The organism is Bacillus sp. JKS001846 (genome assembly GCF_900176455.1).
GTDB lineage: Bacteria > Bacillota > Bacilli > Bacillales > Bacillaceae_G > Bacillus_A > Bacillus_A cereus.
On record NZ_FWYG01000001.1, the window covers coordinates 5,063,151 to 5,088,225 of the forward strand.

Consider the following 25,075-nt stretch of genomic DNA (forward strand, 5'->3'; position numbering starts at 1 on the left):
GGGATAAAAAATGGGATAGTACACTGTATGTAGGACAAATGCGGAAAGTATAGGTGAAATGTCTATATTTTGTAAAAAAAGCAAAACACCTTATAATAAAGATGTCATATTACATCTTCTATTTAAGAAGTCTATATTGAAAAAAGATTAGGGGAATTATATAGAAATGAAGAAGCCTATCGTTCAATTACTATTAATATTTACAATTGTATCTATCGTTCTGTTCCTATTAAATACATCGTATATTTCGTTATATACATTTGTCGGTGCTCTATGGTCCATCACAATTGTCGGAATTTCATTCGTTATTTTTATAGAAAATAGATCTCCACAAAGTACGTTAGCATGGTTTTTAGTATTAGCACTTCTTCCTATTATAGGTGTGCTTTTATACGCTATTTTCGGACGCAGCCGCTGGAGAAGAAAAAAACATCTCCATCGTTCAGAAGAACAAAGAAAATTATTCCGTGAAATATTAGAAGGAAGAAGACTAGAGTTATTACTCACAGTCCCACTAAATGAACGTTCCATACATTTAACAGAAGTCATACAAAAATTTGGAGGTGGTCCTGCCGCAGATAAAACAACTACAAAACTTTTAACAAACGGAGATCAAACATTTTCAGAAATTTTGCGAGCTATAGAGCAGGCAAAGCATCATATACATATTCAATACTACATTTATAAATCTGATGAAATTGGTACAAAAGTTCGAGATGCTTTAATACAAAAAGCAAAAGATGGTGTTATTGTACGCTTCCTTTATGATGGCCTTGGAAGTAATACGTTACGACGACGATTTTTGCAACCTATGAAAGAAGCTGGGATTGAAATTGTAGAATTTGACCCTATTTTTTCAGCTTGGTTACTTGAAACTGTCAATTATCGTAACCATCGAAAAATTGTTATTGTAGATGGAAAAATTGGTTTTACCGGAGGACTCAATGTCGGTGATGAATATCTTGGCCGTTCCAAGAAATTTCCTGTTTGGCGTGATAGTCATTTAAAAATAGAAGGAAAAGCATTATATAAATTACAAGCAATCTTTCTAGAAGACTGGCTCTATGCCTCTAGTGGTTTAAATACTTATTCCTGGGATCAATTCATGAATAGACAATACTTCCCAGGTAAAGAGATTTCAAATGCAGAAGGTGCTGTTCAAATCGTAGCAAGCGGACCAAGCTCCGATGATAAAAGTATTCGTAATACATTATTAGCTGTTATGGGCTCTGCAAAAAAATCCATTTGGATCGCTACACCCTACTTTATTCCAGATCAAGAAACTTTAACATTATTACGCTTAAGTGCAATTGCCGGAATAGATGTACGGATTTTATATCCAGGTAAAAGTGATAGCATCATTAGTGATCAAGCATCTCAATCCTATTTCACTCCGCTTTTAAAAGCTGGTGCTTCTATTTACAGTTATAAAGATGGTTTTATGCATGCAAAAATTGTACTCGTTGATGATACAATTGCAACTATTGGAACAGCGAACATGGATGTACGTAGCTTTGAATTGAATTACGAAATTATTAGCGTGCTTTATGAATCAAAAACAGTTCACGACATTAAACGTGATTTTGAAGAAGATTTTAAACATTCAACTGAAATTAAATGGAACTCTTTCCAAAAAAGAAGTATAAAAAAACGCATATTGGAGTCTTTCATGAGGCTCATTTCTCCTTTACTGTAGGCAATCAACTTCATCTTGATTGCTTTTTCTTTTCCCTTTATCCTCCTTCCTTTTCTTTGCATACCATATTAAAACAAGTTATCATAAGATGTATTACTTTATGAAAATAATGTTAGGTGGGAAATACATGTTAGAACAATTTCATATACATGCTGATTTAAAACAACAGCTTTCTACGATTCATGAAAAGAATAAACAAGAAGCTGGTGAAAATGCACATTTAATCGGAACGAAAATATATAAAGCGTCTGATAATAGCATTATTGAAGATGCGATTACAGCACTTCTTCTTGGCAAGAACATTCTATTAAAAGGACCGACTGGTAGTGGTAAAACAGTACTAGCGGAAACTCTTTCTTCTTTATTCCAAAAACCAATGCATAGCATTAACTGCTCTGTCGACTTAGATGTAGAGGGTATTTTAGGATACAACACACTACAAACGAAAGATGGTGCATCTGAAGTTTCATTCGTTAACGGTCCTCTTATGAAAGCAATGAAGAACGGTCACTTCCTATATATTGACGAAATCAATATGGCAAAACCTGAAACGTTACCACTTCTTCACGGCGCATTAGATTACCGTAAAATGATTACAAACCCATTTACACAAGAGGTTGTATACGGTGATGACGAATACCGTGTAATTGCTGCGATTAACGAAGGTTACGTTGGAACAAGTGAACTAAATGAAGCGTTAAAAAACCGTTTCGTTATTATTGAAGTTCCTTACATTCAAGGTGATACATTAAAAGAACTATTATTAGCAGAATCAAAATTAAATGATGTTGCAACAATTGAAAAGTTTGTTGCATTTGCAAGCGACCTTATGCCTTTAGCTCGCGATGGACGTGTAAGTGAAGAAGCAGCAAGTATTCGTGGTATTATCGACGCATGTGATTTAGGTGTATATATTCCTGTTATGCGAGCGATTGAACGAAGCATAATTGCAAAACTTAATGATGAAACAGAACAAATGACTGTCCGTGAATTAGCAGAAAGTTATTTCTTTGAGGGATAATTTATGAGACAAATTTTTAGTGACAAAAAAATTGATGCGTCGCTGTTTCTACAAATGGAAAACTTAATGTATGCCCTTCTAAAAGAAGACGATGCCTATCTTGAATATGGCTATAAAGCATACTACGACGAAATTGAAAAGAAAGTTGTCATTAGTCACTTTTGGGATGATCGAAAAGAAGAAGATACAGTAATCGGATTAAAAAGCGAAGTGTTCTTAAAAGCACTTGGTAATAAACATTACTCGGACATGACTTTAATTCGTTCTTATGCGATTGAATTGCAAGAATCGCCCCTAAAAAAGTTTTTAACACAATTATTTGTTCTATTAGAAGATTTACGCGTTGAGGAAATCGTAAAGAACTTACGTCCTGGCACGAAGCATGTTTTTAAACGTCGAAAAGAAATGTACCGCAATTATTTCGGCTCTCAAAATGAAATAAACCGTGTTCGTAATTATCACGGTGATCGTCTATTTTGCCTATGCTATCTTTCATTAACTAGCGATAAATACGAAATGTTTAATAATGAATATTTTGAGCAAATTGAAGCGATTTTACATGAAACATTCCAAGCACGTAATACAGAAGATATTATGTATATCGTTGAGAAAATTCGCTATCGCTTAGAGGCGCTTCTTGAAAGCGATATGCTTAACAACTATTTCGGACATGCTCCACTTTACTTATCTGTCCTTGCAGACGAAAAGAACTGTCGCGTCGAAGATTTAGCAAATGATGATACGCAGCTTATAGATGACGATGAAAATAAAAACAAAATGGATGAAAGTTTCTCCACATGGCATCGTGAAAATAAAAATAACGAAAACGAGAACTTTTTACGCTTTGAATTAGAAAGCGGAACAAAAACTAATATGATGGGTGATACTGCCCGTGAATCAGAAGATGGCGACCAAGCACTTGGTTCTGTACAAGGTACTTCACAAAAAAGTACACAATCCAACTTTGATGGCGCTGATACAGAAGAAGCAAGGGCTTCACACGCTTCTAGCCAGCACGACGGTGCATACGGTAAGTATAATGTAGGTGCTTCTCATACATTTAAAGAAGCTCGCAAACCAAACTCAGATGAGAAAAAAGATTACCAAGCTATCAAATCAGTCGTCAATAAAGATGTAAAAGAATTAAAGAAAATTATAGAAAAAACAATTGAAAATAAAACGAATGCGAATAGTGATAAATATTACGGAAGACTTCGTAAGAAATTCCTTCGTATTTATACCGAAAAACAACCGCGTATGTTTTATAAAAAAGGACAAGAGTCACAAGAACTCGATGTTGCATTCCAACTATTAGTTGACTGTTCTGGTTCTATGTATAACAAAATGGAAGAAACGAAGAAGAGTGTTGTACTATTCCATGAAGCTTTAAAGTCTTTAAAAATCCCGCACGCTATTAGCGGATTTTGGGAAGATGCCTCTAGCGCTAAACCTGAAGATAAGCCGAACGTTATCCATGAAGTTGTAAATTATAAAAACTCAACGTTGCCAAACGTTGGTCCAGAAATTATGCAACTTCGTGAAGAAGAAGATAACCGCGACGGATATATTATTCGTATCGTTTCTGAAAAACTTGCCAAAAGACCTGAGAAACATAAATTCTTACTAGTCTTCACAGACGGTGAGCCTTCTGCGCTAGACTATCAACAAGACGGAATTTTAGATACGCATGAAGCTGTTAAACTCGCGCGTAAAAGTGGTATGGAAGTAATCGGTATCTTCATCGAAGAAGGCGAAGCGAAAGAAGCAACTTATCAATTGATGAAAAACATTTATAACCATCACTTCTTAGTTGCAAATCATGCTGAAGATTTACGATTGAAGATTAAACCATTGCTGAAAAAACTATTACTGAAGACGATTGAATAGAAAATAGGAGCCTTGTGGCTCCTGTTTTTTCGTTCAATTACTTTGTTTCTGGTTGAAACTTGTATGGAATGGCTACTTCTAATAAAGATTCAAATCCTCCGTCATAGTATGGGAAACGCTCATTCGCAATTGTTCGATCTACCCACTCTATTGCAGAAATTTCACCTTCATCTTCCGCAATAAGTTCCCCTTCTACTACATTCGCTCGGAATGTAAAAAATAGTGCATGATTCCCTGATTCTTCAAAGAATTTTTCATTGATCGCAACAAGCCCCCCAGCCAAGGCGGTTAAACCTGTCTCTTCTTTCACTTCTCTTATTAGTGCTTCCTCTAATATTTCACCTTTTTCCACAGCCCCACCTGGCAATGACCAAACGTTTTGTTCTACATTATGTACCATTAATATTTTATCTGTTTCTTCGTCATGTATTAGTGCGTATACGACATCAACTCTTTGCATAAGACTTCTCTCCTCCCAAAAATAATGAAGAGCCGATTCCTAAGAATCGACTCTTCCTATTAATTCATCACTAACTCAGCTGTGAGCTTTTTTTTTAACTTAGCCAGCATGTCAGTTGTCATTTTGTCTAAATCGTATTCTGCTTTAAAGCCCCACTCTTTCATTGCTGCAGTTGCGTCAATAGAGTTTGGCCAGCTATCAGCGATTGTTTGACGAGCTGAATCTACTGCATAATCCATTGTAAACGTCGGAATGTGTTTACGAATTGACGCTGCAATTTGCTCTGGCTCGAAGCTCATTGCTGTAATGTTAAATGCATTTCTATGCACTAGCTTACTTGGATCAGCTTCCATTAAAGAAATGATCGCTTGTAAAGCATCAGGCATATACATCATGTCCATGTACGTTCCTTCAGCAATGTATGAGGTGTATGCACCTTTTTTAATCGCCTCATAATAAATTTCAACTGCATAATCAGTCGTTCCGCCTCCTGGAGGAGCTACGTAAGAAATTAAACCTGGGAAACGGACACCGCGCGTATCTACGCCAAATTTTTGATGATAATAATCACACAGTAATTCTCCTGCCACTTTGTTTACCCCATACATCGTAGTAGGACGCTGAATTGTATCTTGCGGTGTATTATCTTTTGGCGTCGATGGACCGAATGCACCGATAGAACTTGGCGTGAAGAATTTACAGTTTAATTCACGAGCTGCTTCTAATGCATTTACAAGTCCACCCATATTTAAGTTCCATGCGAATAACGGATTTTTTTCTGCTGTTGCTGAAAGTAAAGCTGCTAAATGAATAATTGTATCTACTTCATTACGCTTTGCGATATCATGTAGTTTTTGTCCATCTGTTACATCTAACGTTTCAAATGGACCAGACGTTACTACTTCACTATCTGTTTCACGAATATCTGTTGCAATAACATTTGATGCGCCGTATACATCACGAAGTTTCATTACTAGTTCAGAACCAATTTGCCCTAAAGAACCGGTTACTAGAATTTTTTTCATTTTCCCCACTCCTCATTTGCAAGCTATTCAAAAGATGTCGTTACTTAAATGATGCCCATTTCTTTTCCTACTTTTTCATACTTAAGAATTGCTTCATCTAACATTTCTTTCGTATGAGCTGCTGTAGGCATATTACGAACGCGCCCTGTTCCTTTTGCTACAGTTGGGAACACGATAGATTTTGCGTATACCCCTTCTTCATTTAGACGTTTACTAAATTCTTGTGTTAATACTTCGTCCCCAATGATACAAGGTGTAATTGGCGTTTCACTTTCTCCAATGTTAAAGCCAAGTTCTTTTAATCCTTGTTTCAAGTAGCGGCCATTTTCCCATAAGCGATCGTGTAACTCTGTGCTTTCCATTAAGATTTCAATTGATCTCATGCAAGCTGCTGCATCAGCTGGTGTTAATGCTGTAGAGAATAAGAATGGACGTGAACGAACTTTTAACCAGTCAATTAAGTTTTGTTTCCCTGCTACATATCCACCAATTACCCCAATTGCTTTTGATAATGTACCAATTTGGAAATCAACTTTATCAGAAAGACCGAAGTGCTTTACAGTTCCTGCACCTTTTCCAAGTACACCTGAACCGTGTGCATCATCTACGTATGTCATTAAATCTAACTCTTCTGCAATCTCAACAATTTCTGGTAGTTTTGCAACATCTCCATCCATTGAAAAGACACCGTCTGTAATTACCATTAATTTATTGTAAAGACCTGATTCTTTCGCCGCAATTGCTTTTTGGCGTAAATCTTCCATATCCGAATGTTTATAAACAATAATTTTTGCTTTTGATAGACGACTACCATCAATAATAGAAGCATGGTTTAATTCGTCTGAAAGAATTGCATCATTTTTATCCATAACAGCTGAAATCGCTGCCATATTACAGTTAAATCCTGATTGATAAGCAATTGCTGCTTCTGTATGTTTAAACTTTGCAATTGTTTCTTCTAACTTAATATGCAAATCTAAAGTACCGTTAATTGTACGAACAGCCCCTGCTCCAACACCGTACTTATGAATAGCACCAATTGCTGCTTCTTGCAAACGGCTATCTGTTGCTAATCCAAGATAGTTGTTTGAAGATAAGTTAATATATTCTTTTCCGCCAATTGTAATGATCGGTCCATTTGAACTCTCAAGTGGATCAATTACGTTATAAAGCCCCTTTGATTTTAAATCCTCTAAATTTTCTTCTAAAAATTTCGCAAGTGTTTTACTAGACATCGTGAAGCCTCCCATCGTTCATGTAAGCGGATTATTGTCTTAATAGTTCTAATAATCCCTCTACTAGCTTAACACGTTTTCAGAATTTATTATAGAAAAATAGTTTAAAGTAACCGCTTACAATTTTAGATTATATATGATTCATTACAATAAATCTATTATTTACTTTTCATATTTGATAGAATTAAAAAAATATTTCAGGAGGTTTCAAACATGGCATTTACAGAATCTGATGTATACAATAACACAGCATTTTTCGAACAATATATGAAACGAAGATACCGAGAAAATAGCCCAAATGAATCCATTGAAAAACCAATATTCTTTCAGCTCATTGGTCATGTACGAGGAAAACAAATTCTCGATTTAGGCTGTGGTGATGCTAAGTTTGGCGCGGAATTATTAGAAAAGGGATGCTACTCTTACACCGGCATTGAAGGCTCCGAACTTATGTATGAAAAAGCTAAAAAACAACTAGAAAATAAAAATGGAACTGTTCATTTTTTAAACCTCAAAGATTATACCTATCCCTCTTCCACTTTTGATTTAGTAACATCTAGACTCGCCTTACATTATATTGAACATCTTGATGCCATTTTTCAAAATGTGTTTCAAACTTTAAAAACAAATGGCACCTTTACCTTTAGCGTTCAACATCCTGTTATTACTTCTTCGTTTGAAAGCTTACAAACAAGTGGTAAAAGAATGAGTTGGCTCGTCGATGATTACTTTAAACTAGGCAAACGGGTTGAACCATGGATTGACCAAGAAGTTATTAAATATCATCGTACAACGGAAGATTATTTCACATTATTACAGCAAGCTGGATTTACCATTACATCATTAAAAGAAGCTACACCAAATCCAACCTATTTTCAAAATGAAGAAGAGTATAAACGTCGCTTACGTATTCCTCTCTTCCTCTTATTTTCTTGTACCAAATAAAAAAAACGATGAATCACTCATCGTTTTTTTATCTCATTACCTGAGCAACTTCTTTAACTACACGTCTTCCTCTTCCGTGAGGTATACAAAGCGGTGTTCCAAACAACGGATCCGTACTAATTTGACACTCCATTCGGAATACATCACGTACTAGTTTCTCATCTACCACTTCTTCAGGTTTACCTTGTGCATATATTTGTTTATCCTGAATGGCTACAATGTTATCTGCATAGCGACATGCTAAATTTAAATCGTGTAATACCATGACAATTGTTCTTTGTTCTGTTTCATTTAATTCGAATAATAAATCTAGCACCTCAATTTGGTGAGTCATATCTAAATATGTAGTAGGCTCATCCAGTAAAATAATATCTGTATCTTGTGCAAGCGTCATTGCAATCCAAGCACGTTGTCGTTGTCCACCTGAAAGAGCATGCACATCACGCTCAGCAAATTCTGTCATACCTGTTGCTGCAAGTGCCTTCTGTACCATTTCCTCATCTTTTTCTGACCACTGTTTCAGCCATGTTTGATATGGATAGCGTCCTTGTTTTACAAGTTGCAATACTGTAAGCCCTTCAGGTGCTTGCGGTCCTTGCGGTAAAATTGCCATTTGACGAGCAATTTGCTTAGTTTGCATACTTTGAATAGCTTGATTATCTAACAAAATGTCACCAGTTGTTGGCTTTAATAATCTAGCTAGTGAACGTAATAAAGTTGATTTCCCGCAACCGTTGGAACCGATAAAGATTGTAATTTCACCTTTTGGAATTTCTAAATTCAACTCATCAATAATAATTGTTTCACCATAAGACAACGTCAAACGTTTCGTCTCCAATGCTTTTTGCATATTCATCTCCCTTTATGAATTCCGACTTTTATAAAGTAAATAAATAAAATAAGGTGCACCAATTGCTGATGTAAATACCCCTGCTGGAATTTCAAGTGGTGTGAAAACTGTACGCCCAATTAAATCTGCAGCAAGTACTAGAATTGCACCAACAATAGCTGCAACTGGGAGTAATGCACCGTATAAAGAACCAACTAGCCTTCGTGAAATATGAGGTGCCATTAAACCGACAAATCCAATTCCTCCGGCGAAGGCAACTGCTCCCCCAATTAAAGCCGTACTAAGTAATAACATGAATACGCGTGACTTCGTTAAAGGAACACCAAGTCCTACCGCAATATCATCCCCTAGCTCTTGCGCATTTAAATGTCTAGCAGCTATAAATGATATTACCGTTAAAATGAGAACCCACGGTGCAAGCACCATAACGTTTTGCCATGAAGAACCATAAACAGTACCTGTAATCCATACATTCGCTTGACTCGCTTGATAAATTGGTGCTAACAACATAAACAAAGTCGTTGCCGCTTTCGTTAATGCCCAAAACCCCACACCAATTAAAACAAGACTAATCGGCGATAACCCGTCATTTCTCCATGCAAATAAATATACAAAAAGCGCCACAATCGTTGCCCCAACAAAGGCTGCTAACGGCATATAATGAATGCTTACAGTTAGCGCATTATTTTTATCACTAAATATAGCTAAAAACAATACAACTGCAACACTTGCCCCGCCCGTAATCCCGATGATATCCGGAGAAGCAAGTGGATTTCGAACGAGACCTTGTAAAATACATCCTGCTACAGCAAGCGCAATTCCTACGAGGATGGCAATTAAAATACGCGGCATACGAAACTTATTTACAACCATGTTAGACATCGCATCGCCATTTCCAGTGATCGCTTGCCATACATCATAAGGAGCAATTTTCATGTCTCCCATACCTGCACTTGCAAAAAATAATCCTATTAAAACAACTAGTAAACTCAACAAGACGAGACAAGCTCGTTTATACATTAAAAACGAGGGCCCGCCTTTCCCTATACGAAACGGAATATACTTCTTCATTTGCTAAGCCCTCTCTTACGTGCAATATAAATAAAGAATGGAGCTCCAATAAATGCTGTCATAACTCCTACTGGTACTTCTTGTGGCATAATGACATATCTTGCTGCTATATCAGCTAAGATTAATAGTATTGCACCTAATAAACCGCTATACGGTACTCTCCACCTATGATCTACTCCAACTAGAAATCTGGCAAAATGCGGGGTAACAATACCAATAAATCCAATTGGACCTGCGACCGCAACTGAACCACCAGACAACAGGACAATAATAAGTAGTACGAATGATTTCATTAAAATCGTTCGTTGTCCAAGCCCTTTTGCAACGTCTTCCCCCATCATTAATGTATTTACTTTCCCTGCCATCATAAGAGATGCAATCCATCCTATTAATAAATATGGGAATACAGATTGTAAAATTTCTAACTTTCTCCCTTGCACAGATCCAGCAAGCCAAAATAATACCTCTTCAAGTGCTTTTTCATTTAACACAAGTAATCCTTGTGTTAATGATGAAAATAACGCACTAATTGCGACCCCTGCTAACGTTAACTTAAGAGGAGTAGTTCCTTCTTTTCCTAAAGAACTAGAAGCAAATACAAGTACAGCTGCAACCGCCGCTCCTAAAAAGGCAATCCATGTGAAAGCTGATAATGATGTTACTGAAAAGATTACAATTGCTACAACTATGAAGAACGCAGCACCTGAATTTAATCCAATAAAATCTGGAGAAGCAAGTGGATTCTTAGTTAAAGTTTGCATAAGACAACCAGCAATGGCTAAACTAGCACCAACACTAGCTGCAATTAACGCCCTAGGCAGACGTACATTTTGAATAATAATATGTTCATTGGAACCGTTAAAATGGAAAAAAGCATCCAATGCTAGTTTCCAACTCGTATTTGTATATCCAAAAATAATACTTCCCCAAATACAAATAACGACTGCAATGATTCCAACAAATAATCCAATCCATTTTGCTCGATTTGTTTTTAATAACATGCAGCGTTTCCCCTTCAATGTATAATGATACGTTGTTAGTGTATTTCAACTTAATTCTCATTGTCAACGGAAATGAGAATTATTTTCATCCATATGTATTGACAATAAAAAGATAAAGACTTAACATCATGCTTGCTATTGAAAAAAATTCTCACTATGTAGGGGGTACATAATGAATTTCATGCGAAAAAATTCGTTTACAGTATTTGTATTTTTATTAGCCTTTTCACTACTTTTAAGTGCTTGTGGAAAATCAAATACGAAAGAAGATACAAAAGAAGATACAAAAAAAGAAATGATTACGGTTGAACATGCAATGGGTAAAACAGAAGTTCCTGCTAATCCAAAACGTGTAGTTATCTTAACAAATGAAGGAACTGAAGCTTTACTTGAATTAGGTGTGAAACCAGTTGGTGCTGTAAAGTCTTGGACTGGTGACCCATGGTATCCACATATTAAGGATAAAATGAAAGATGTAAAAGTTGTTGGTGATGAAGGACAAGTTAACGTTGAAACAATTGCTTCTTTAAAACCAGACTTAATTATCGGTAACAAAATGCGCCACGAAAAAGTGTACGAACAACTAAAAGCAATTGCACCTACTGTGTTCTCAGAAACATTACGTGGTGAATGGAAAGATAACTTCAAATTTTATGCAAAAGCATTAAATAAAGAAAAAGAAGGTCAAAAAGTTGTAGCTGATTACGAATCACGTATAAAAGATTTAAAAGGCAAACTTGGTGATAAAGTAAACCAAGAAATCTCTATGGTTCGTTTCATGCCTGGTGATGTTCGTATTTATCATGGCGATACATTCTCTGGTGTTATTTTAAAAGAACTTGGATTTAAACGTCCTGGAGAGCAAAATAAAGATGATTTTGCAGAGCGTAACGTATCTAAAGAGCGTATTTCTGCTATGGATGGTGACGTATTATTCTATTTCACATTCGATAAAGGAAATGAGAAAAAAGGATCTGAACTAGAAAAAGAGTATATAAACGATCCTCTATTTAAAAATTTAAATGCAGTAAAAAATGGTAAAGCATACAAAGTTGATGACGTTATTTGGAATACAGCTGGTGGCGTAATGGCCGCTAACCTACTATTAGATGACATCGAAAAACGCTTTGTTAAATAATATTTCCTTAACCAGCTCCCTTCTGTGGAGCTGGTTATTTTTCAATTCACTTAAATGTCACATTATTTCGTTTTGTATTTTTATTCCCAATATGTTATATTGAGAAAGTAAATAGAATATATTTTCTTTATATCAGAATAAATGTTTTAATCTAAATTTTCTGATTAATCACTATTTTATTTTCTTTTAGAATTCAATTATTACATTTGAAAACGCTTATCATCTCGTTTTCAGGGCAAAATACAGTAACGGTCGAAGAAAAATAGAACTTTTTTAGAAATTTTCTTTCTATTTCCATATAATTCTATTGACTTCTAAATATTTTGTAAATTAAAATGATTACATAAATATCCGTTATACAGGATTAGGGGGAAACAAAAATGGATGCAGCTTTAAAATTAGACAAAGCTGGAGAGCAACAATCACCAAAAAAACATCCACCAGGGTTATACTTGTTGTTCTTTACAGAAGCATGGGAAAGATTTAGTTATTACGGAATGCGTGGCTTATTAGTTCTTTATTTAACAACGAGCTTAGTAAGTGGCGGTTTAGGATTTGATAAAGCAGTTGCCGTTCAAATTTACGGTATTTTCACAATGTTAGTATACTTCACACCGATTCTCGGCGGTTGGTTAACTGACCATTTCATTACGAAACGACATGCCATTACTATTGGCGGTATCATTATGGCGATTGGTAACTTCGTACTATTTTCAATGAATACGAAAACTGGACTATTTTTAGGATTAGGCTTATTAGTTATTGGTAATGGATTCTTCAAACCAAATATTTCGACTTTACTAGGTCAATTATATAGCGACAACGATTCTCGTCGTGATAGTGCCTTCACTATCTTCTACATGGGAATTAACTTAGGAGCTCTTATCGCTCCATTCATTTGCGGTTACTTCACAGATTACAAATATGGATTCCTAACAGCTTGTATCGGTATGATCATTGGACAGGTTGCTTTTAATTTCTTAGCACCTCGTTACTTAGGAACAATTGGTACAACTGTTGTAGGTAAAAAGTCTAAAGAAAAGACTGCAAAAGTAATTGAGAAAAAACCTTTAACATCACAAGAGAAAAAACGTACAGCTGCAATTTTAATTTTAACTTGTTTCGTTGTATTCTTCTGGGCAGGCTTTGAACAAGCTGGTAGTTCTTTAACACTTTACACAGATAAGTTCGTAGATCGTACAATTGGTGGATTTACAATTCCAACACCTTGGTTCCAATCTGTAAACCCACTATTCATTATCTTACTAGCATTACCTGTTTCAGCTTTATGGATTAAACTTTCAAAAACAAAAAATGGTGATTTAAAAATCCCTACAAAAATGGCTTTCGGTATGATTTTACTAGGAATCGGGTACTTAGTTTTAACTTTAGCTGTTCTAAAAACTGGTAGCGATGAAGGTAACATTACAATGAAGGCAAACTTACTATTCATTGTATTCACTTACATGTTCCATACAATCGGTGAATTATTCTTATCACCAATCGGATTATCTATGGTTAGTGCAATCGCTCCTGTTAAATTAGCATCATTATTAATGGGTGTATGGTTAGCTGGTACTGGATGTGCAAACTTCTTAGCAGGACAATTAGCTGCTTTCACTCAATCTTTAGGATATTTAGAAGTATTCGCAAGCATCGGTATTATCGTAATCGTACTGGGATTAGTACTTCTTATGTTCTCTAAGAAAATTGCACATATGATGGAATAACAAAAAAGACGCTTCTAATTTTAGAAGCGTCTTTTCTATTACTTCTCCTCTAAAGCCGTCACGTTCACGTGAACGCTTTCTCCAGGATTAGATACATCATACACTTGAGCAACCCCGCTCTGCTCGTCACAGCTCTCAATCCATACTGGTACGCCCTCATATGTAACGTCAATTCTACTTGAAGAAGATAAAATTTGCTTCACACGTTTTACATCCATACTACTATCCCTCCTTTTGCTTACTACACTCCTTTCTATTTTTTCTTTTCCTTTTAGAATATATTCCGTAAGGCAGCATGTTGATTGATAGTCATTTCTTCCTAACATGCTAATATTTACTCTCTCGCTACCTTTCTGACAAATAAAAAAAGACGTATATTCTACACGTCTTTTTCCATAATATTCAAATTTTAAGAAAATAATGTTTTTACTACTGCACTTACTTTATCATTATGGATTTGATAATACACTTCTAATCCTCGTCTTTCAAAGCGTACTACTTTATTTTGCTTTAACTTCGTTAAATGTTGTGAAACAGTTGATTGCGGAATTTCTAATACTTCCTGTAGCTGTGTTACATTACATGTTCCTCTTTGCATAAGTTCCATTACTAGACGTAGACGAAGTGGGTGAGCTAACGCTCTTAACATTTGTACATCTTCTTCTGAAATACGACATTCGAATTGATTTTGGCTCATAAAGTTCCCCTCATTTTCGTTTTTATTTGCGTTTTTATGTTCTTTTTATTTATTTATATATCTGTTCTTATATTTCCTGTTACGACATAACTTTATCAACCTATAAAGCCGAAAAATTTTTCCATCTTCATCAGCAAAAATTCAGGAAAAAATCCTTGCTGATTTTGAATATTATACTATATGATATAACGAAAAAGCAAAATAATGGCCTACGAATACTTTGCTTGCAAACGTTGTTTTATCAGGCTTTTTGTTATATTTTCACCTCATTGAAATGCACAGTAACGGTATTGTAAAATACCGTCTATAATTGATAACCTATCGTAATGTAGTTGAACTATAATTAACCTCTTTGTTACGCTAAAAGGAATTTTCAGTAAAAAGAGATGATGTGATATTAAAAATTTGTTTCTTATTTTTTATTCGTATTGCAAGCGGTTGGATTGTTGTGCAAAACTTCCTATTAAATCCACTCACCGTTCCCCCCACTAGATCAAACAGGACAGATAATTGCATATATCAAACTTTATACTTAATATAAAAGACTTCATCTAATATACGCCTATAAGGAACATACCATCTGAATAAGCAAAATAATATGCACATAGTTTATACAGCACACTTAAATTCATTTGAGTGTGTTTTTTGTCTACTTTATGAACAAAGCTTTTCTTTTAACACTATTATGGAATAATTATACTTTTTTACGTTGACAATAGTGTTGAAGGAGAATATACTAAGCATGTAAGTTGATTGTGAATAGTTTCACAAATAATGTGAATTTCTTCACATATAATAGATAGGAGTTGTCATTATTATGAGTACTTGGACACAAATTTATGACCCGTTAAACAATATTTGGTTATCTGCACTAATCGCAGCACTTCCAATCTTTTGTTTCATCATTTGTTTAATGGGATTCAAAATGAAAAGTTACATGGCTGGTCTTTATAGTGTGATTGTCGCTATTATCCTTGCAATATTTGTTTATAAAATGCCAGCAACAGTAGCTGTAGCATCTGCCGGATTCGGTGTTTTATCTGGATTTTATCCAATTTGTACTATCGTTATCGCTGCAATTTTCCTTTACAAATTAACTGTTAAAACAGAGCAATTCAATATTATTCGCGATAGTATTTCAAGCATTACAAATGATCAACGTTTACAAGTATTATTAATCGCTTATTCTTTCGGTGCTTTCTTAGAAGGCGCAGCTGGTCTAGGGGTTCCAGTTGCTATTACAGCTGCACTACTTGTGGGTATGGGCTTTAATCCATTAAAAGCAGCAGGTATTTGTTTAGTAGCTAATATTGCTGGTGGTGCTATGGGTGCTATGGGTATTCCAGTTACAGTACCAGCACAATTAACTCAACTTGACGCATTAACTATTGGTCGTCAAACTGTTCTTATTTTACCTTTCATTAGTGTTATCTTACCTTTCTTACTTGTTTCAATGGTCGATGGAATTAAAGGTATTAAAGAAACTTGGCAAGGTATTCTTGTAAGTGGTGTTTCTTTCGCTATTACTCAATTCGCTGTAACTTACTTCTTAGGCGCAGAACTTACTAATATTTTCGCAGCCGTTGTAAGTATGATCTCTCTTGCATTATTCTTACGTGTTTGGCAACCAAAATCTTCTACTAAAGAAGAAAAACAAGAAACTAAAGTATCACATACATTCAATCAAATTTTATATGCTTGGTCTCCATTCGTATTCTTAACTGCATTTGTAACAATCTTTAACTTAAAACCGATTAAAGCTTTATTTGCTCCAGATGGTGCGTTAGCAAACTTAGTATTTAACATTCAGTTCCCTGGTCTTCATAATGCTGTTATGAAAACTACACCAATTACAAAAGCTGATACACCTTTCGCAGCTGTTTTCAAATTTGATGTATTCTCTTCTACAACTACTGCGATTGTACTAGCAATTATCGTTTCACTTATCGTTTACCGCGTAAAAGGTAAAATGGTTAAAGAATTAATGATTGAAACAATGAAAGAATTAAAAGCTCCAGTATATACAATTTGTAGCGTTATCGCGTTAGCTTACGTAGAGAACTACTCTGGTATGTCATCTACACTTGGACTTGCATTCTCTTCTACTGGTAATGCATTCCCAATTCTTTCTCCAATCTTAGGATGGATTGGCGTATTCATTACAGGTTCAGTAGTTTCAAGTGGTTCTTTATTCGCACCACTTCAAGCAGTAACAGCAGACCAGTTAAACATCGTCCCTTCTACACTCGTTGCCTTAAACGTAGTAGGTGGTACAATGGCAAAAATGGTTTCACCACAATCTGTAGCAGTTGCTTGTGCCGCAGTTGGACTAGTTGGTAAAGAATCTGCTCTATTTAAAACAGCAATGAAATACAGTTTAATCTTCTTAGCTGTTATTAGCTTACTTCAATTAAACGCTGTATTTAATATCTTTTAAAAATAAAACACCGATCCAAATGGACCGGTGTTTTTCACATTACATTTCTTTATTTTTTAATAAAGAAGCTCCAGCAATTTCAGGGTGAGTCATTTCGAATGGATCTAAAATAATATCCAATTCCTCTTCTGTCAGTACACCATGCTCTAAACATAACTCCCTAACAGATTTTCCTGTTTCAATCGCTTCACGTGCAATACGAGATGCTGCTTCATAACCAATATGAGGATTAACTGCTGTAATAATTCCAACACTTTTCTCAACATATTGCTTCAGCAATTCTTCATTTGCTGTAATTCCTTCAATACAATATTCACGGAATACACGGAATCCATTATTCATAATACTAATAGATTGAATTAAATTAAATACAAGCACAGGCTCCATTACGTTTAACTCTAATTGTCCCGCTTCTGATGCTAGGCAAATTGTATGATCATTTCCAATTACTTGGAATGCGACTTGGTTAATCACTTCTGCCATAACTGGATTTACTTTACCTGGCATAATCGATGAACCTGGCTGACGTGCTGGCAATTGAATTTCAGCCAACCCAACACGTGGCCCAGATGCCATAATACGAAGATCGTTTGCAATTTTAGACATGTTCATCATACATACTTTAAGTGCTGCAGATACTTCTGTGTATGCATCTGTATTTTGCGTTGCATCAACTAAATGCTCTGCACCAACAAGTGGGAACCCACTAAACGTTCTTAAATGTTTTACCACCTGTTCAATATACGTAGGATTTGCATTTAATCCTGTACCAACAGCTGTCGCCCCCATATTCACTTCATATAAATGTTGACGAGACTGTTTAATTCTTTTTATATCGCGCGCAAGCACTCGGCTATACGCTTCAAATTCTTGTCCAAGGCGAATTGGTACTGCATCTTGTAAATGTGTGCGTCCCATTTTAATAACGTGATCAAACTCTTTTGCTTTTTTAAGAAAAGCAGAATGAAGTTCCTCCATTGTAATAAGAAGCTTTTCTAACATCATAAGAGTTGCAATATGAATTCCTGTCGGAAACGCATCGTTCGTTGATTGGGCCATGTTCACATGAGTGTTTGGGCTAATTTTCGCATACGCCCCTTTTTCATATCCCATACGTTCTAACGCTCTATTCGCAATTACTTCATTTGTATTCATATTAATAGAAGTTCCGGCTCCGCCTTGAATAGGGTCTACGATAAATTGATCATGAAACTTTCCATCAACAATTTCTTGCGCTGCTTCTGCAATTTCATGTCCAATGTCTTTAGCTAAGTAACCAGTATCTATATTCGCAAGCGCCGCCGCTTTTTTCACAATTGCCATTGCTGTAATGAGTGATGGATGAATGCGATATCCTGTAATTGGGAAGTTTTCTACGGCACGTAATGTTTGTACACCATAATAAGCTGCACTTGGTACTTCTTTTTCACCTAAAAAATCTTTTTCTATACGTATATCCTTCGTTGCTATCATTTTTATCACCTATACTTTTTCATTCTAAATCCTTATCCAAAAAATCCGCCTTCGAAAAACACGAGTATCATTCAGAAGAATTTTTCAGTATCCACCTTCACTATATAGTACCTTTTTTGAAAGCGCAAACATTTATTTTTCTGTATATCCTTTTTATTAAAGTTTATAGAAAATCATTCTCCTACTTTCCTTATTTCCACTCGTTTAATTTGATGCATATCCTTTTCAAGGACTTTAAAATAAAAACCGTGTTTCTCAATAATATCTCCTTCAGCAACGATTTGTTTTTGTACCATAATCCAGCCACCAATTGTATCTACATCATCAGCAATTAAATGTATGCCAAGCAAATCATTTACTTCACTAATAAGCACTTTTCCCTCTACGATTTTATAGCCTTCACTTACATGCTCTATAGGTGGATTCTCATCTTCATCGTATTCATCTCGAATTTCTCCAACAATTTCTTCTAAAATATCTTCTAGTGTAACAATCCCTGCTGTACCACCATATTCATCATACAATACAGCTAATGGAATGTGTTTTCTTTGCATTTGTAATAGTAAATCATGAATTGGAATATTTTCTAGCACTTCAATAACTGGCCTTGTATATGGCATAATCGAGCACTCCTCGTCCCGACTACCATCCATATAACGAATAAATAAATCTTTTACATTAACCATCCCAATAATTTCATCTTTATCTTCACCAAATACAGGATATCTCGTGTACTTTTCTTGCGCGATTACTTTAATATGTGTTTCAAATGGTTCGTCCTCATATAAGCCTACAACTTCCGTACGAGGTACCATAATTTCTTTTGCTACTCTATTATCAAATTCAAAAATATTATTTACATATTTAAATTCCCTTTGGTTAATCTCTCCGCTCTCATAGCTCTCAGATAAGATTAACCTTAATTCTTCTTCTGAATGAGCTACTTCATGTTCAGAAGCTGGATGTAATCCAAATAAACCAGTTACAACCCTCGCTGAACCATTCAAAGCCCAAATAAACGGATACATAACTCGGTAAAAATAAATAAGTGGCTTCGATAACAATAAGCTAACTTGTTCTGCTTTTTGTATAGCAAATGTCTTTGGAGCAAGTTCCCCAATGACAACATGTAAAAATGTAATTACTGCAAAGGCAATAATAAATGAAACTGTACTGGAAATTGCAGGTGAGAATTGTAATTTTAAAAACAACGGCTCGAGTAAATGTTTAATGGTTGGTTCCCCTAACCACCCGAGCCCTAAAGCAGTAATTGTAATACCTAGCTGACAGGCCGATAAATATTCATCTAAATTTGTAGTTACCTTTTTAGCGGCCAGTGCACCTCGTCTTTTTTCGCTAACGAGTTGATCAATACGACTGCTACGTACCTTAATAATTGCAAATTCAACAGCCACAAAAAATGCTGTTAACCCAATAAGAATGACTACCATCAATAATTTTAAAATATCCACATATGCTCTTTAGCTTTCTTAGCTAAAGTTACACCTCCTTTTAAAAAGAAGTTTCACTTTAGTTTCTTCAATTATTGGAAAGCAACTCTATATAAAATCCACCAATTTTCAAACCTCATACAATTCTAAAGGTAAACCATCAGGGTCTTGGAAAAAGACGAATTTCTTCCCCGTTATTTCATCAATACGGATCGGTTCGGTCTCAACACCACATTGATTTAAATGCTTCACAGCTTCTTCTATATTTGTAACAGCAAATGCTAAATGTCTAAGACCGGTTGCTTCTGGAAAACTTTTGCGCTCAGGCGGATTTGGAAATGAAAATAATTCGATTTGATACTCTTCTCCTACACATAAATCTAATTTATAAGAATCTCGTTCCTTTCTATATACTTCATTCATTTCTTTAAACCCTAATATTCTATTATAAAAATCCTTTGACGTCTCATAATTCGAACAAATAATTGCAACGTGATGCACTCTACATATATTCATACTCTCTCTATTCCTTTCTTTACCAAAGATGCATATTCTCCCTTGAAATGAAAAACATATATAGCAGAATATCTCTTTTAGGGGGCTTACCATGAAATTCATTACTTTTTTCGTCGGATTAATTGTTGTTTTCTTGCTCGCTTATATTGCTAGCAATAATAAGAAGCATATTAAATTTAAACCAATTTTTATCATGCTTATTATACAGTTAATTTTAACCTATTTACTATTAAATACAGAAATCGGCCTCATACTTATTAGAATCATTTCCAGTTTGTTTACAAAGCTACTCGAGTATGCTGCTAATGGAATAAATTTCGTATTTGGTGGTCTTGCAAATAAAGGTGAAATGCCATTTTTCCTTACTGTATTATTACCAATCGTCTTTATTTCTGTTTTAATTGGTATATTACAACATTTCAAAATACTACCATTTTTCATTCGTTGGATCGGGTACTTTCTTAGTAAAATAAATGGTCTTGGGAAATTAGAATCTTACAACGCTATCGCTTCTGCCATTGTCGGCCAATCAGAAGTTTTTATTACAGTGAAAAAGCAATTAGCTCAAATTCCAAAACACCGTCTTTATACACTTTGTGCCTCCGCTATGTCAACCGTATCTATGTCTATCGTAGGTGCCTATATGACAATGATTGAACCTAAGTATGTAGTAACTGCACTCGTTCTCAATTTATTTAGCGGTTTTATTATCGTACTCATCATTAACCCTTACGACGTTAAAGATGACGAAGATATTTTAGAAATCAAAGGTGAAAAACAAAGCTTTTTTGAAATGCTTGGAGAATATATTCTTGATGGTTTTCGTGTAGCCATTGTTGTCGGCGCTATGCTCATCGGATTTGTCGCATTAATTAGTTGTATTAATGACTTGTTCCTCATTATATTCGGTATTACGTTCCAACAATTAATTGGCTACGTATTTGCACCTATCGCATTCCTTATCGGTGTACCAAGCTCTGAAATTGTAGCAGCTGGTAGCATTATGGCAACGAAGCTTGTAACGAATGAATTTGTCGCAATGATGGACCTTAGTAAAATTTCTAATAGCCTTTCTCCCCGTACAGTTGGTATTATTTCTGTTTTCCTTGTATCTTTTGCCAATTTTTCTTCCATTGGTATTATTTCAGGTGCGGTAAAAGGACTAAACGAAGAACAAGGAAACGTTGTTGCGAGGTTTGGCCTTAAATTACTATATGGAGCTACTCTCGTTAGTATTTTATCTGCAATTATCGTAAGCATTATGTTGTAATTAGGTAAAATTTTATCATTTTCTTATCCCTATCTTTTGTATACAATAACGAATAGGTGTCTTATAAAGTGAAACTTTAATCAGAGTGGGGCTATCCCCACTCTGATTATTAGCCTTCACCAATCGGGTATTTACGGGCAGTTATCTCCCACCTAACTTCATTGTATTCACTGGACTTTGAGGTGGGCGTTTTACTGCTCGTTAATACCGGATAAATAATCAAGACATCTATTTTTTATACATGTACAATCGCTTTTATTTAGCGTAAAATATTTTTTATGTGTTTGAATACACTTCTAAATGTATACACTTTGATAGTTTTAAAGGAGAAAAAATGATGAAATCCGACACGAACAACAATACGCGAGCCAAAAAAGGACGCTCAAAGAAAAAACGCCTACTTTGGTTCCTTCTTATTCCATTACTAATTGTAGCACTTGGAGCAGGAGGCTACTCCTTCCATATATACAGTAAAGCAAAGTCCGTCTTAAATAATGCTTATGCTGAACTAGGTCGAGGAGAAAAGTCCAGTAAACGTGAAAAAGCTGTTAAACCTATGACCGACAACATTTCCGTACTAATTATGGGTGTTGATGAAAGTGATATTAGGGAAAAAGATTATGGAAAAGCAACTCGAACAGATGCGTTATTACTTGCAACAATTAATAAAAACGATAAATCCGTTAAACTTGTAAGCATTCCACGTGACTCACGCGTCTACATTAAATCACGTGATAAATACGATAAAATCACACATGCGCACGTATTCGGTGGTGTAGACAGCACAATTGATACGGTAGAGAACTTTTTAGATGTTCCAGTTGATTATTATGTAAAATTCAATTTTAAATCCTTTATTAAAATTGTTGATTCTCTTGGTGGCATTACTGTGGACGTTCCAGTTGAATTCACAGAGCAAAATAGTAAAGATGAAGCAGATGCAATTCATCTAAAAAAAGGACGTCAACATTTAAATGGAGAAGAGGCACTGGCACTAGCTAGAACTCGTCACATCGATAGTGATTATATGCGTGGCCAACGACAACAGCTTGTATTAGAGGCCATTGCTGAAAAGGCACTATCTCTTAATTCCATTAATAAAATCGGTGGCCTACTAGACGCTGTCGATAAAGACTTAAAAACCAATTTAACTTTTGATGATATGATGACAATTACAAAAAATTCAATGGATTCAAATTTAAAGATGGAAAAAATGCAAGTAGAAGGTACAGATAAATATATAGGTGGTATTTATTATTACGTGCCAAATGAAAAAAGCGTCGATACTATTTCAACTACCCTTCAAAAACATCTCGGTGTTACGAATAAAAATGAACATAAAAAATTATAATAAAAAGGCTGCTAGATCATTCTAGACAGCCTTTTTATTATATTTTTCAACATATTTTTCATACACATTGTGACAAGAAGTGACAATTATTACAGCAATGTAACATTTTTTATGAAAACATTACACACACAGTGAAAATAATAGTATACTAGTACGTACATAATGTTATTTTCATCATTTTTATACAAAAAATGTAATACATATATTTATACATAAATTTCTGGGGGGAAATAAATGAAGCTAAGTAAAATACTGATTGGTTCTGCAATTGCTGGGGGCATATTACTTTGTGTAGGCGGTGTTGGGGGATATCAATATGTATCCAAATTAAATAATCAATTAGATACTACTGCATTACCAAATACTACATTTGAAGGTATTTCTCTCGATGGAAAAAATAAGAAAGATATTCAAGCAATCATTAATCAAAGGGTAACTGAATTAGATCAAAAATCCCTTACCTACATATTCCAAAACGATAAACAAACTTACACATGGAAAGATTTAGGGGTAAATTATAAAGAGAAAGATATTATTGACAAAATCTTCAAAGAACAAGAAGGAAACGTAATGAATCGTTACAAAATGCGCAAGCAAGCTGAAAACGGTGAATTAAAACGTGACTATAAATTAACACCACAATTAAATGCAACAGCTTATGAAACCTTTATAAAAGATAAATATAATGAAACATTAAAAAATCCTGTTAATGCAGAATTAAGCATTGAAGGCTCAACAGTAAATGTTAGTCAAAGCCAAAACGGAGAAAAAATTGATAAAGGAAAACTAAACAGTTTAACAAACGAAGCTATTACTACTGGTAAATCAGATGTTACATTACCAGTTACATTCATAAAACCAGAACGTTCTACAGAAGATATACAGAAAATGGGTATTAAAGAAGTCATTGCTGAATATTCTACTCCAATGGCTGGCCGTAACGGAAATCAATCATTTAACGTAAATAAGTCAGCTAATACTTTAAGTGGGGTTATTGTGGCACCTGATGAAACATTTAGTTTTAACGGCCGCGTTGGCGTAACTGATGCTGCACATGGTTACAAATCTGCAGCAGTATATTCACAAGGTAAAGTAATACAAAGTGCAGGCGGAGGAGTTTGCCAAGTCAGTAGTACTTTATACAGCGCCGCTTTAAGGGCTGATTTAGGAATTGTTTCTCGAAGCAATCATTCTATGCCAGTAAATTATTTACCACTTGGGCAAGATGCAGCAGTAGCAGATTATGGTCCAGATTTAAAATTTAAAAATAATACAGGCAATCATATTTATATTCAAGCATTTTCAAATGGAGGTAGTATTACTACACGCATTTTCGGTACAAATACTGGTAAAAATGTTGAAGTTTCTTCTCAAGTAATTAGTAGGACTAGTGATAAAATCACAGCGGTTACGTATAAAAAAGTAACACAAAACGGGGAAGTAATATCAAATGGACAAATTTCAAAAAGTGTATATAAAAGCGCCCCAAAGGAATAGATACTATCAACCGAATAGTATAAAGAAAAAGGCGTGATTAAATCACGCCTTTTTCTTTTGCAGTAATAGTAAAAAAGTTTCAAGATGGTCTTTCGTTTCTTCTAAAGACCACATACGATTTCCTTGCTTCGCAGCTAATACACACGCCTCTTCCCACGCGTTCTTTTTCTTCATATTTATTAATTCATCACGTAATTTCAAAACAATTTCTTCGTCTTCTTGTTCAATAAACTCTTCCATCACGCTTACTATTTCATCCTCATGAATACTTAACGTACAGTACGATTTAAGAAAGTATTGTAATGTCGTATACATAATGTACTC

22 protein-coding genes are annotated in these 25,075 nt (G+C 35.0%); 10 read left to right on the top strand and 12 right to left on the bottom strand.

Annotation, left to right across the window (positions count from 1 at the left end):
- Nucleotides 1-166 precede the first annotated feature (166 nt).
- The 3 genes from B9A45_RS27160 to B9A45_RS27170 all read left to right on the top strand — a co-directional run bounded on the left by B9A45_RS27160 (nucleotide 167) and on the right by B9A45_RS27170 (nucleotide 4,604).
- A complete protein-coding gene (locus B9A45_RS27160) occupies nucleotides 167-1,696 on the top strand; it encodes a cardiolipin synthase (RefSeq protein ID WP_000743031.1) in 1,530 nt (509 codons plus the stop codon).
- Between the two features lie 127 nt (nucleotides 1,697-1,823).
- Complete coding sequence (locus B9A45_RS27165; RefSeq protein WP_000892973.1) at nucleotides 1,824-2,717, top strand: ATP-binding protein; 894 nt, start codon at nucleotides 1,824-1,826, stop codon at nucleotides 2,715-2,717.
- A gap of 3 nt (nucleotides 2,718-2,720) precedes the next feature.
- Nucleotides 2,721-4,604, top strand: coding sequence for a vWA domain-containing protein (locus tag B9A45_RS27170; protein ID WP_001248851.1), 1,884 nt, complete (start codon nucleotides 2,721-2,723; stop codon nucleotides 4,602-4,604).
- A 37-nt stretch (nucleotides 4,605-4,641) separates the two neighbouring features.
- Here the strand turns inward: B9A45_RS27170 and B9A45_RS27175 are convergent, their stop codons facing one another.
- The 3 genes from B9A45_RS27175 to B9A45_RS27185 are packed head-to-tail and all read right to left on the bottom strand — an operon-like array spanning nucleotide 4,642 to nucleotide 7,324.
- Nucleotides 4,642-5,064: an NUDIX hydrolase gene (locus tag B9A45_RS27175; protein WP_058840043.1), complete on the bottom strand. Its 423-nt coding sequence runs from the start codon at nucleotides 5,062-5,064 to the stop codon at nucleotides 4,642-4,644.
- 59 nt (nucleotides 5,065-5,123) lie between these two features.
- Entirely contained in the window at nucleotides 5,124-6,089 is a 966-nt protein-coding gene (locus tag B9A45_RS27180; RefSeq protein WP_000723129.1) for an L-threonine 3-dehydrogenase, read from the bottom strand.
- A gap of 44 nt (nucleotides 6,090-6,133) precedes the next feature.
- Complete coding sequence (locus B9A45_RS27185; protein WP_000095905.1) at nucleotides 6,134-7,324, bottom strand: glycine C-acetyltransferase; 1,191 nt, start codon at nucleotides 7,322-7,324, stop codon at nucleotides 6,134-6,136.
- A gap of 213 nt (nucleotides 7,325-7,537) precedes the next feature.
- Between B9A45_RS27185 and B9A45_RS27190 the strand changes: the two genes are divergently transcribed.
- On the top strand, nucleotides 7,538-8,269 hold the full coding sequence (locus B9A45_RS27190) for a class I SAM-dependent DNA methyltransferase (RefSeq protein ID WP_058840041.1): 732 nt from the start codon (nucleotides 7,538-7,540) through the stop codon (nucleotides 8,267-8,269).
- Between the two features lie 28 nt (nucleotides 8,270-8,297).
- On the opposite strand, the gene B9A45_RS27195 is transcribed toward B9A45_RS27190, so the two are convergent.
- The 3 genes from B9A45_RS27195 to B9A45_RS27205 are packed head-to-tail and all read right to left on the bottom strand — an operon-like array spanning nucleotide 8,298 to nucleotide 11,191.
- Nucleotides 8,298-9,119, bottom strand: a complete 822-nt coding sequence (locus B9A45_RS27195; protein WP_001167963.1) for an ABC transporter ATP-binding protein — start codon at nucleotides 9,117-9,119, stop codon at nucleotides 8,298-8,300.
- 12 nt (nucleotides 9,120-9,131) lie between these two features.
- Nucleotides 9,132-10,190 (bottom strand): FecCD family ABC transporter permease, encoded by a 1,059-nt coding sequence (locus B9A45_RS27200; RefSeq protein WP_000760071.1) that lies wholly within the window; start codon nucleotides 10,188-10,190, stop codon nucleotides 9,132-9,134.
- Complete coding sequence (locus B9A45_RS27205; protein ID WP_000925233.1) at nucleotides 10,187-11,191, bottom strand: FecCD family ABC transporter permease; 1,005 nt, start codon at nucleotides 11,189-11,191, stop codon at nucleotides 10,187-10,189. The genes B9A45_RS27200 and B9A45_RS27205 overlap by 4 nt, the downstream gene beginning before the upstream one ends.
- A gap of 172 nt (nucleotides 11,192-11,363) precedes the next feature.
- Between B9A45_RS27205 and B9A45_RS27210 the strand changes: the two genes are divergently transcribed.
- Nucleotides 11,364-12,329: an ABC transporter substrate-binding protein gene (locus B9A45_RS27210; RefSeq protein WP_084065508.1), complete on the top strand. Its 966-nt coding sequence runs from the start codon at nucleotides 11,364-11,366 to the stop codon at nucleotides 12,327-12,329.
- Between the two features lie 380 nt (nucleotides 12,330-12,709).
- Nucleotides 12,710-14,059, top strand: a complete 1,350-nt coding sequence (locus B9A45_RS27215) for a peptide MFS transporter (protein WP_000338318.1) — start codon at nucleotides 12,710-12,712, stop codon at nucleotides 14,057-14,059.
- Between the two features lie 38 nt (nucleotides 14,060-14,097).
- Here the strand turns inward: B9A45_RS27215 and B9A45_RS27220 are convergent, their stop codons facing one another.
- Together B9A45_RS27220 and B9A45_RS27225 are read right to left on the bottom strand one after the other, a co-directional pair.
- Nucleotides 14,098-14,277 (bottom strand): acid-soluble spore protein H, encoded by a 180-nt coding sequence (locus B9A45_RS27220; RefSeq protein ID WP_000382683.1) that lies wholly within the window; start codon nucleotides 14,275-14,277, stop codon nucleotides 14,098-14,100.
- Nucleotides 14,278-14,468: 191 nt separating this feature from the next.
- The gene (locus tag B9A45_RS27225; RefSeq protein WP_000081428.1) at nucleotides 14,469-14,756 is read right to left on the bottom strand and encodes an ArsR/SmtB family transcription factor; all 288 of its coding nucleotides are present in this window, start codon (nucleotides 14,754-14,756) and stop codon (nucleotides 14,469-14,471) included.
- An 817-nt stretch (nucleotides 14,757-15,573) separates the two neighbouring features.
- Here B9A45_RS27225 and B9A45_RS27230 point away from each other — a divergent pair.
- Nucleotides 15,574-17,193 carry an L-lactate permease gene (locus B9A45_RS27230; RefSeq protein WP_000109103.1) on the top strand — a complete coding sequence of 540 codons (1,620 nt, stop codon included), beginning with the start codon at nucleotides 15,574-15,576 and terminating at the stop codon, nucleotides 17,191-17,193.
- A gap of 39 nt (nucleotides 17,194-17,232) precedes the next feature.
- Here the strand turns inward: B9A45_RS27230 and aspA are convergent, their stop codons facing one another.
- The 3 genes from aspA to B9A45_RS27245 form a co-directional block, all read right to left on the bottom strand.
- Nucleotides 17,233-18,666: an aspartate ammonia-lyase gene (gene aspA, locus B9A45_RS27235; protein ID WP_000562127.1), complete on the bottom strand. Its 1,434-nt coding sequence runs from the start codon at nucleotides 18,664-18,666 to the stop codon at nucleotides 17,233-17,235.
- 173 nt (nucleotides 18,667-18,839) lie between these two features.
- Nucleotides 18,840-20,138, bottom strand: coding sequence for a hemolysin family protein (locus B9A45_RS27240; RefSeq protein ID WP_070758224.1), 1,299 nt, complete (start codon nucleotides 20,136-20,138; stop codon nucleotides 18,840-18,842).
- A gap of 108 nt (nucleotides 20,139-20,246) precedes the next feature.
- The gene (locus tag B9A45_RS27245; protein ID WP_084065509.1) at nucleotides 20,247-20,633 is read right to left on the bottom strand and encodes an SMU1112c/YaeR family gloxylase I-like metalloprotein; all 387 of its coding nucleotides are present in this window, start codon (nucleotides 20,631-20,633) and stop codon (nucleotides 20,247-20,249) included.
- Between the two features lie 91 nt (nucleotides 20,634-20,724).
- Here B9A45_RS27245 and B9A45_RS27250 point away from each other — a divergent pair, with 91 nt between their 5' ends.
- From B9A45_RS27250 to B9A45_RS27260, 3 genes are all read left to right on the top strand, one after another.
- Nucleotides 20,725-21,903, top strand: coding sequence for a NupC/NupG family nucleoside CNT transporter (locus tag B9A45_RS27250; RefSeq protein ID WP_000668870.1), 1,179 nt, complete (start codon nucleotides 20,725-20,727; stop codon nucleotides 21,901-21,903).
- Between the two features lie 334 nt (nucleotides 21,904-22,237).
- Nucleotides 22,238-23,254, top strand: coding sequence for an LCP family protein (locus tag B9A45_RS27255; protein ID WP_053514408.1), 1,017 nt, complete (start codon nucleotides 22,238-22,240; stop codon nucleotides 23,252-23,254).
- A gap of 234 nt (nucleotides 23,255-23,488) precedes the next feature.
- The gene (locus B9A45_RS27260; protein WP_000777362.1) at nucleotides 23,489-24,751 is read left to right on the top strand and encodes a VanW family protein; all 1,263 of its coding nucleotides are present in this window, start codon (nucleotides 23,489-23,491) and stop codon (nucleotides 24,749-24,751) included.
- A gap of 42 nt (nucleotides 24,752-24,793) precedes the next feature.
- Here B9A45_RS27260 and B9A45_RS27265 read toward each other — a convergent pair whose 3' ends face one another.
- Nucleotides 24,794-25,066, bottom strand: coding sequence for a hypothetical protein (locus B9A45_RS27265; RefSeq protein WP_000288803.1), 273 nt, complete (start codon nucleotides 25,064-25,066; stop codon nucleotides 24,794-24,796).
- Nucleotides 25,067-25,075: the final 9 nt, after the last annotated feature.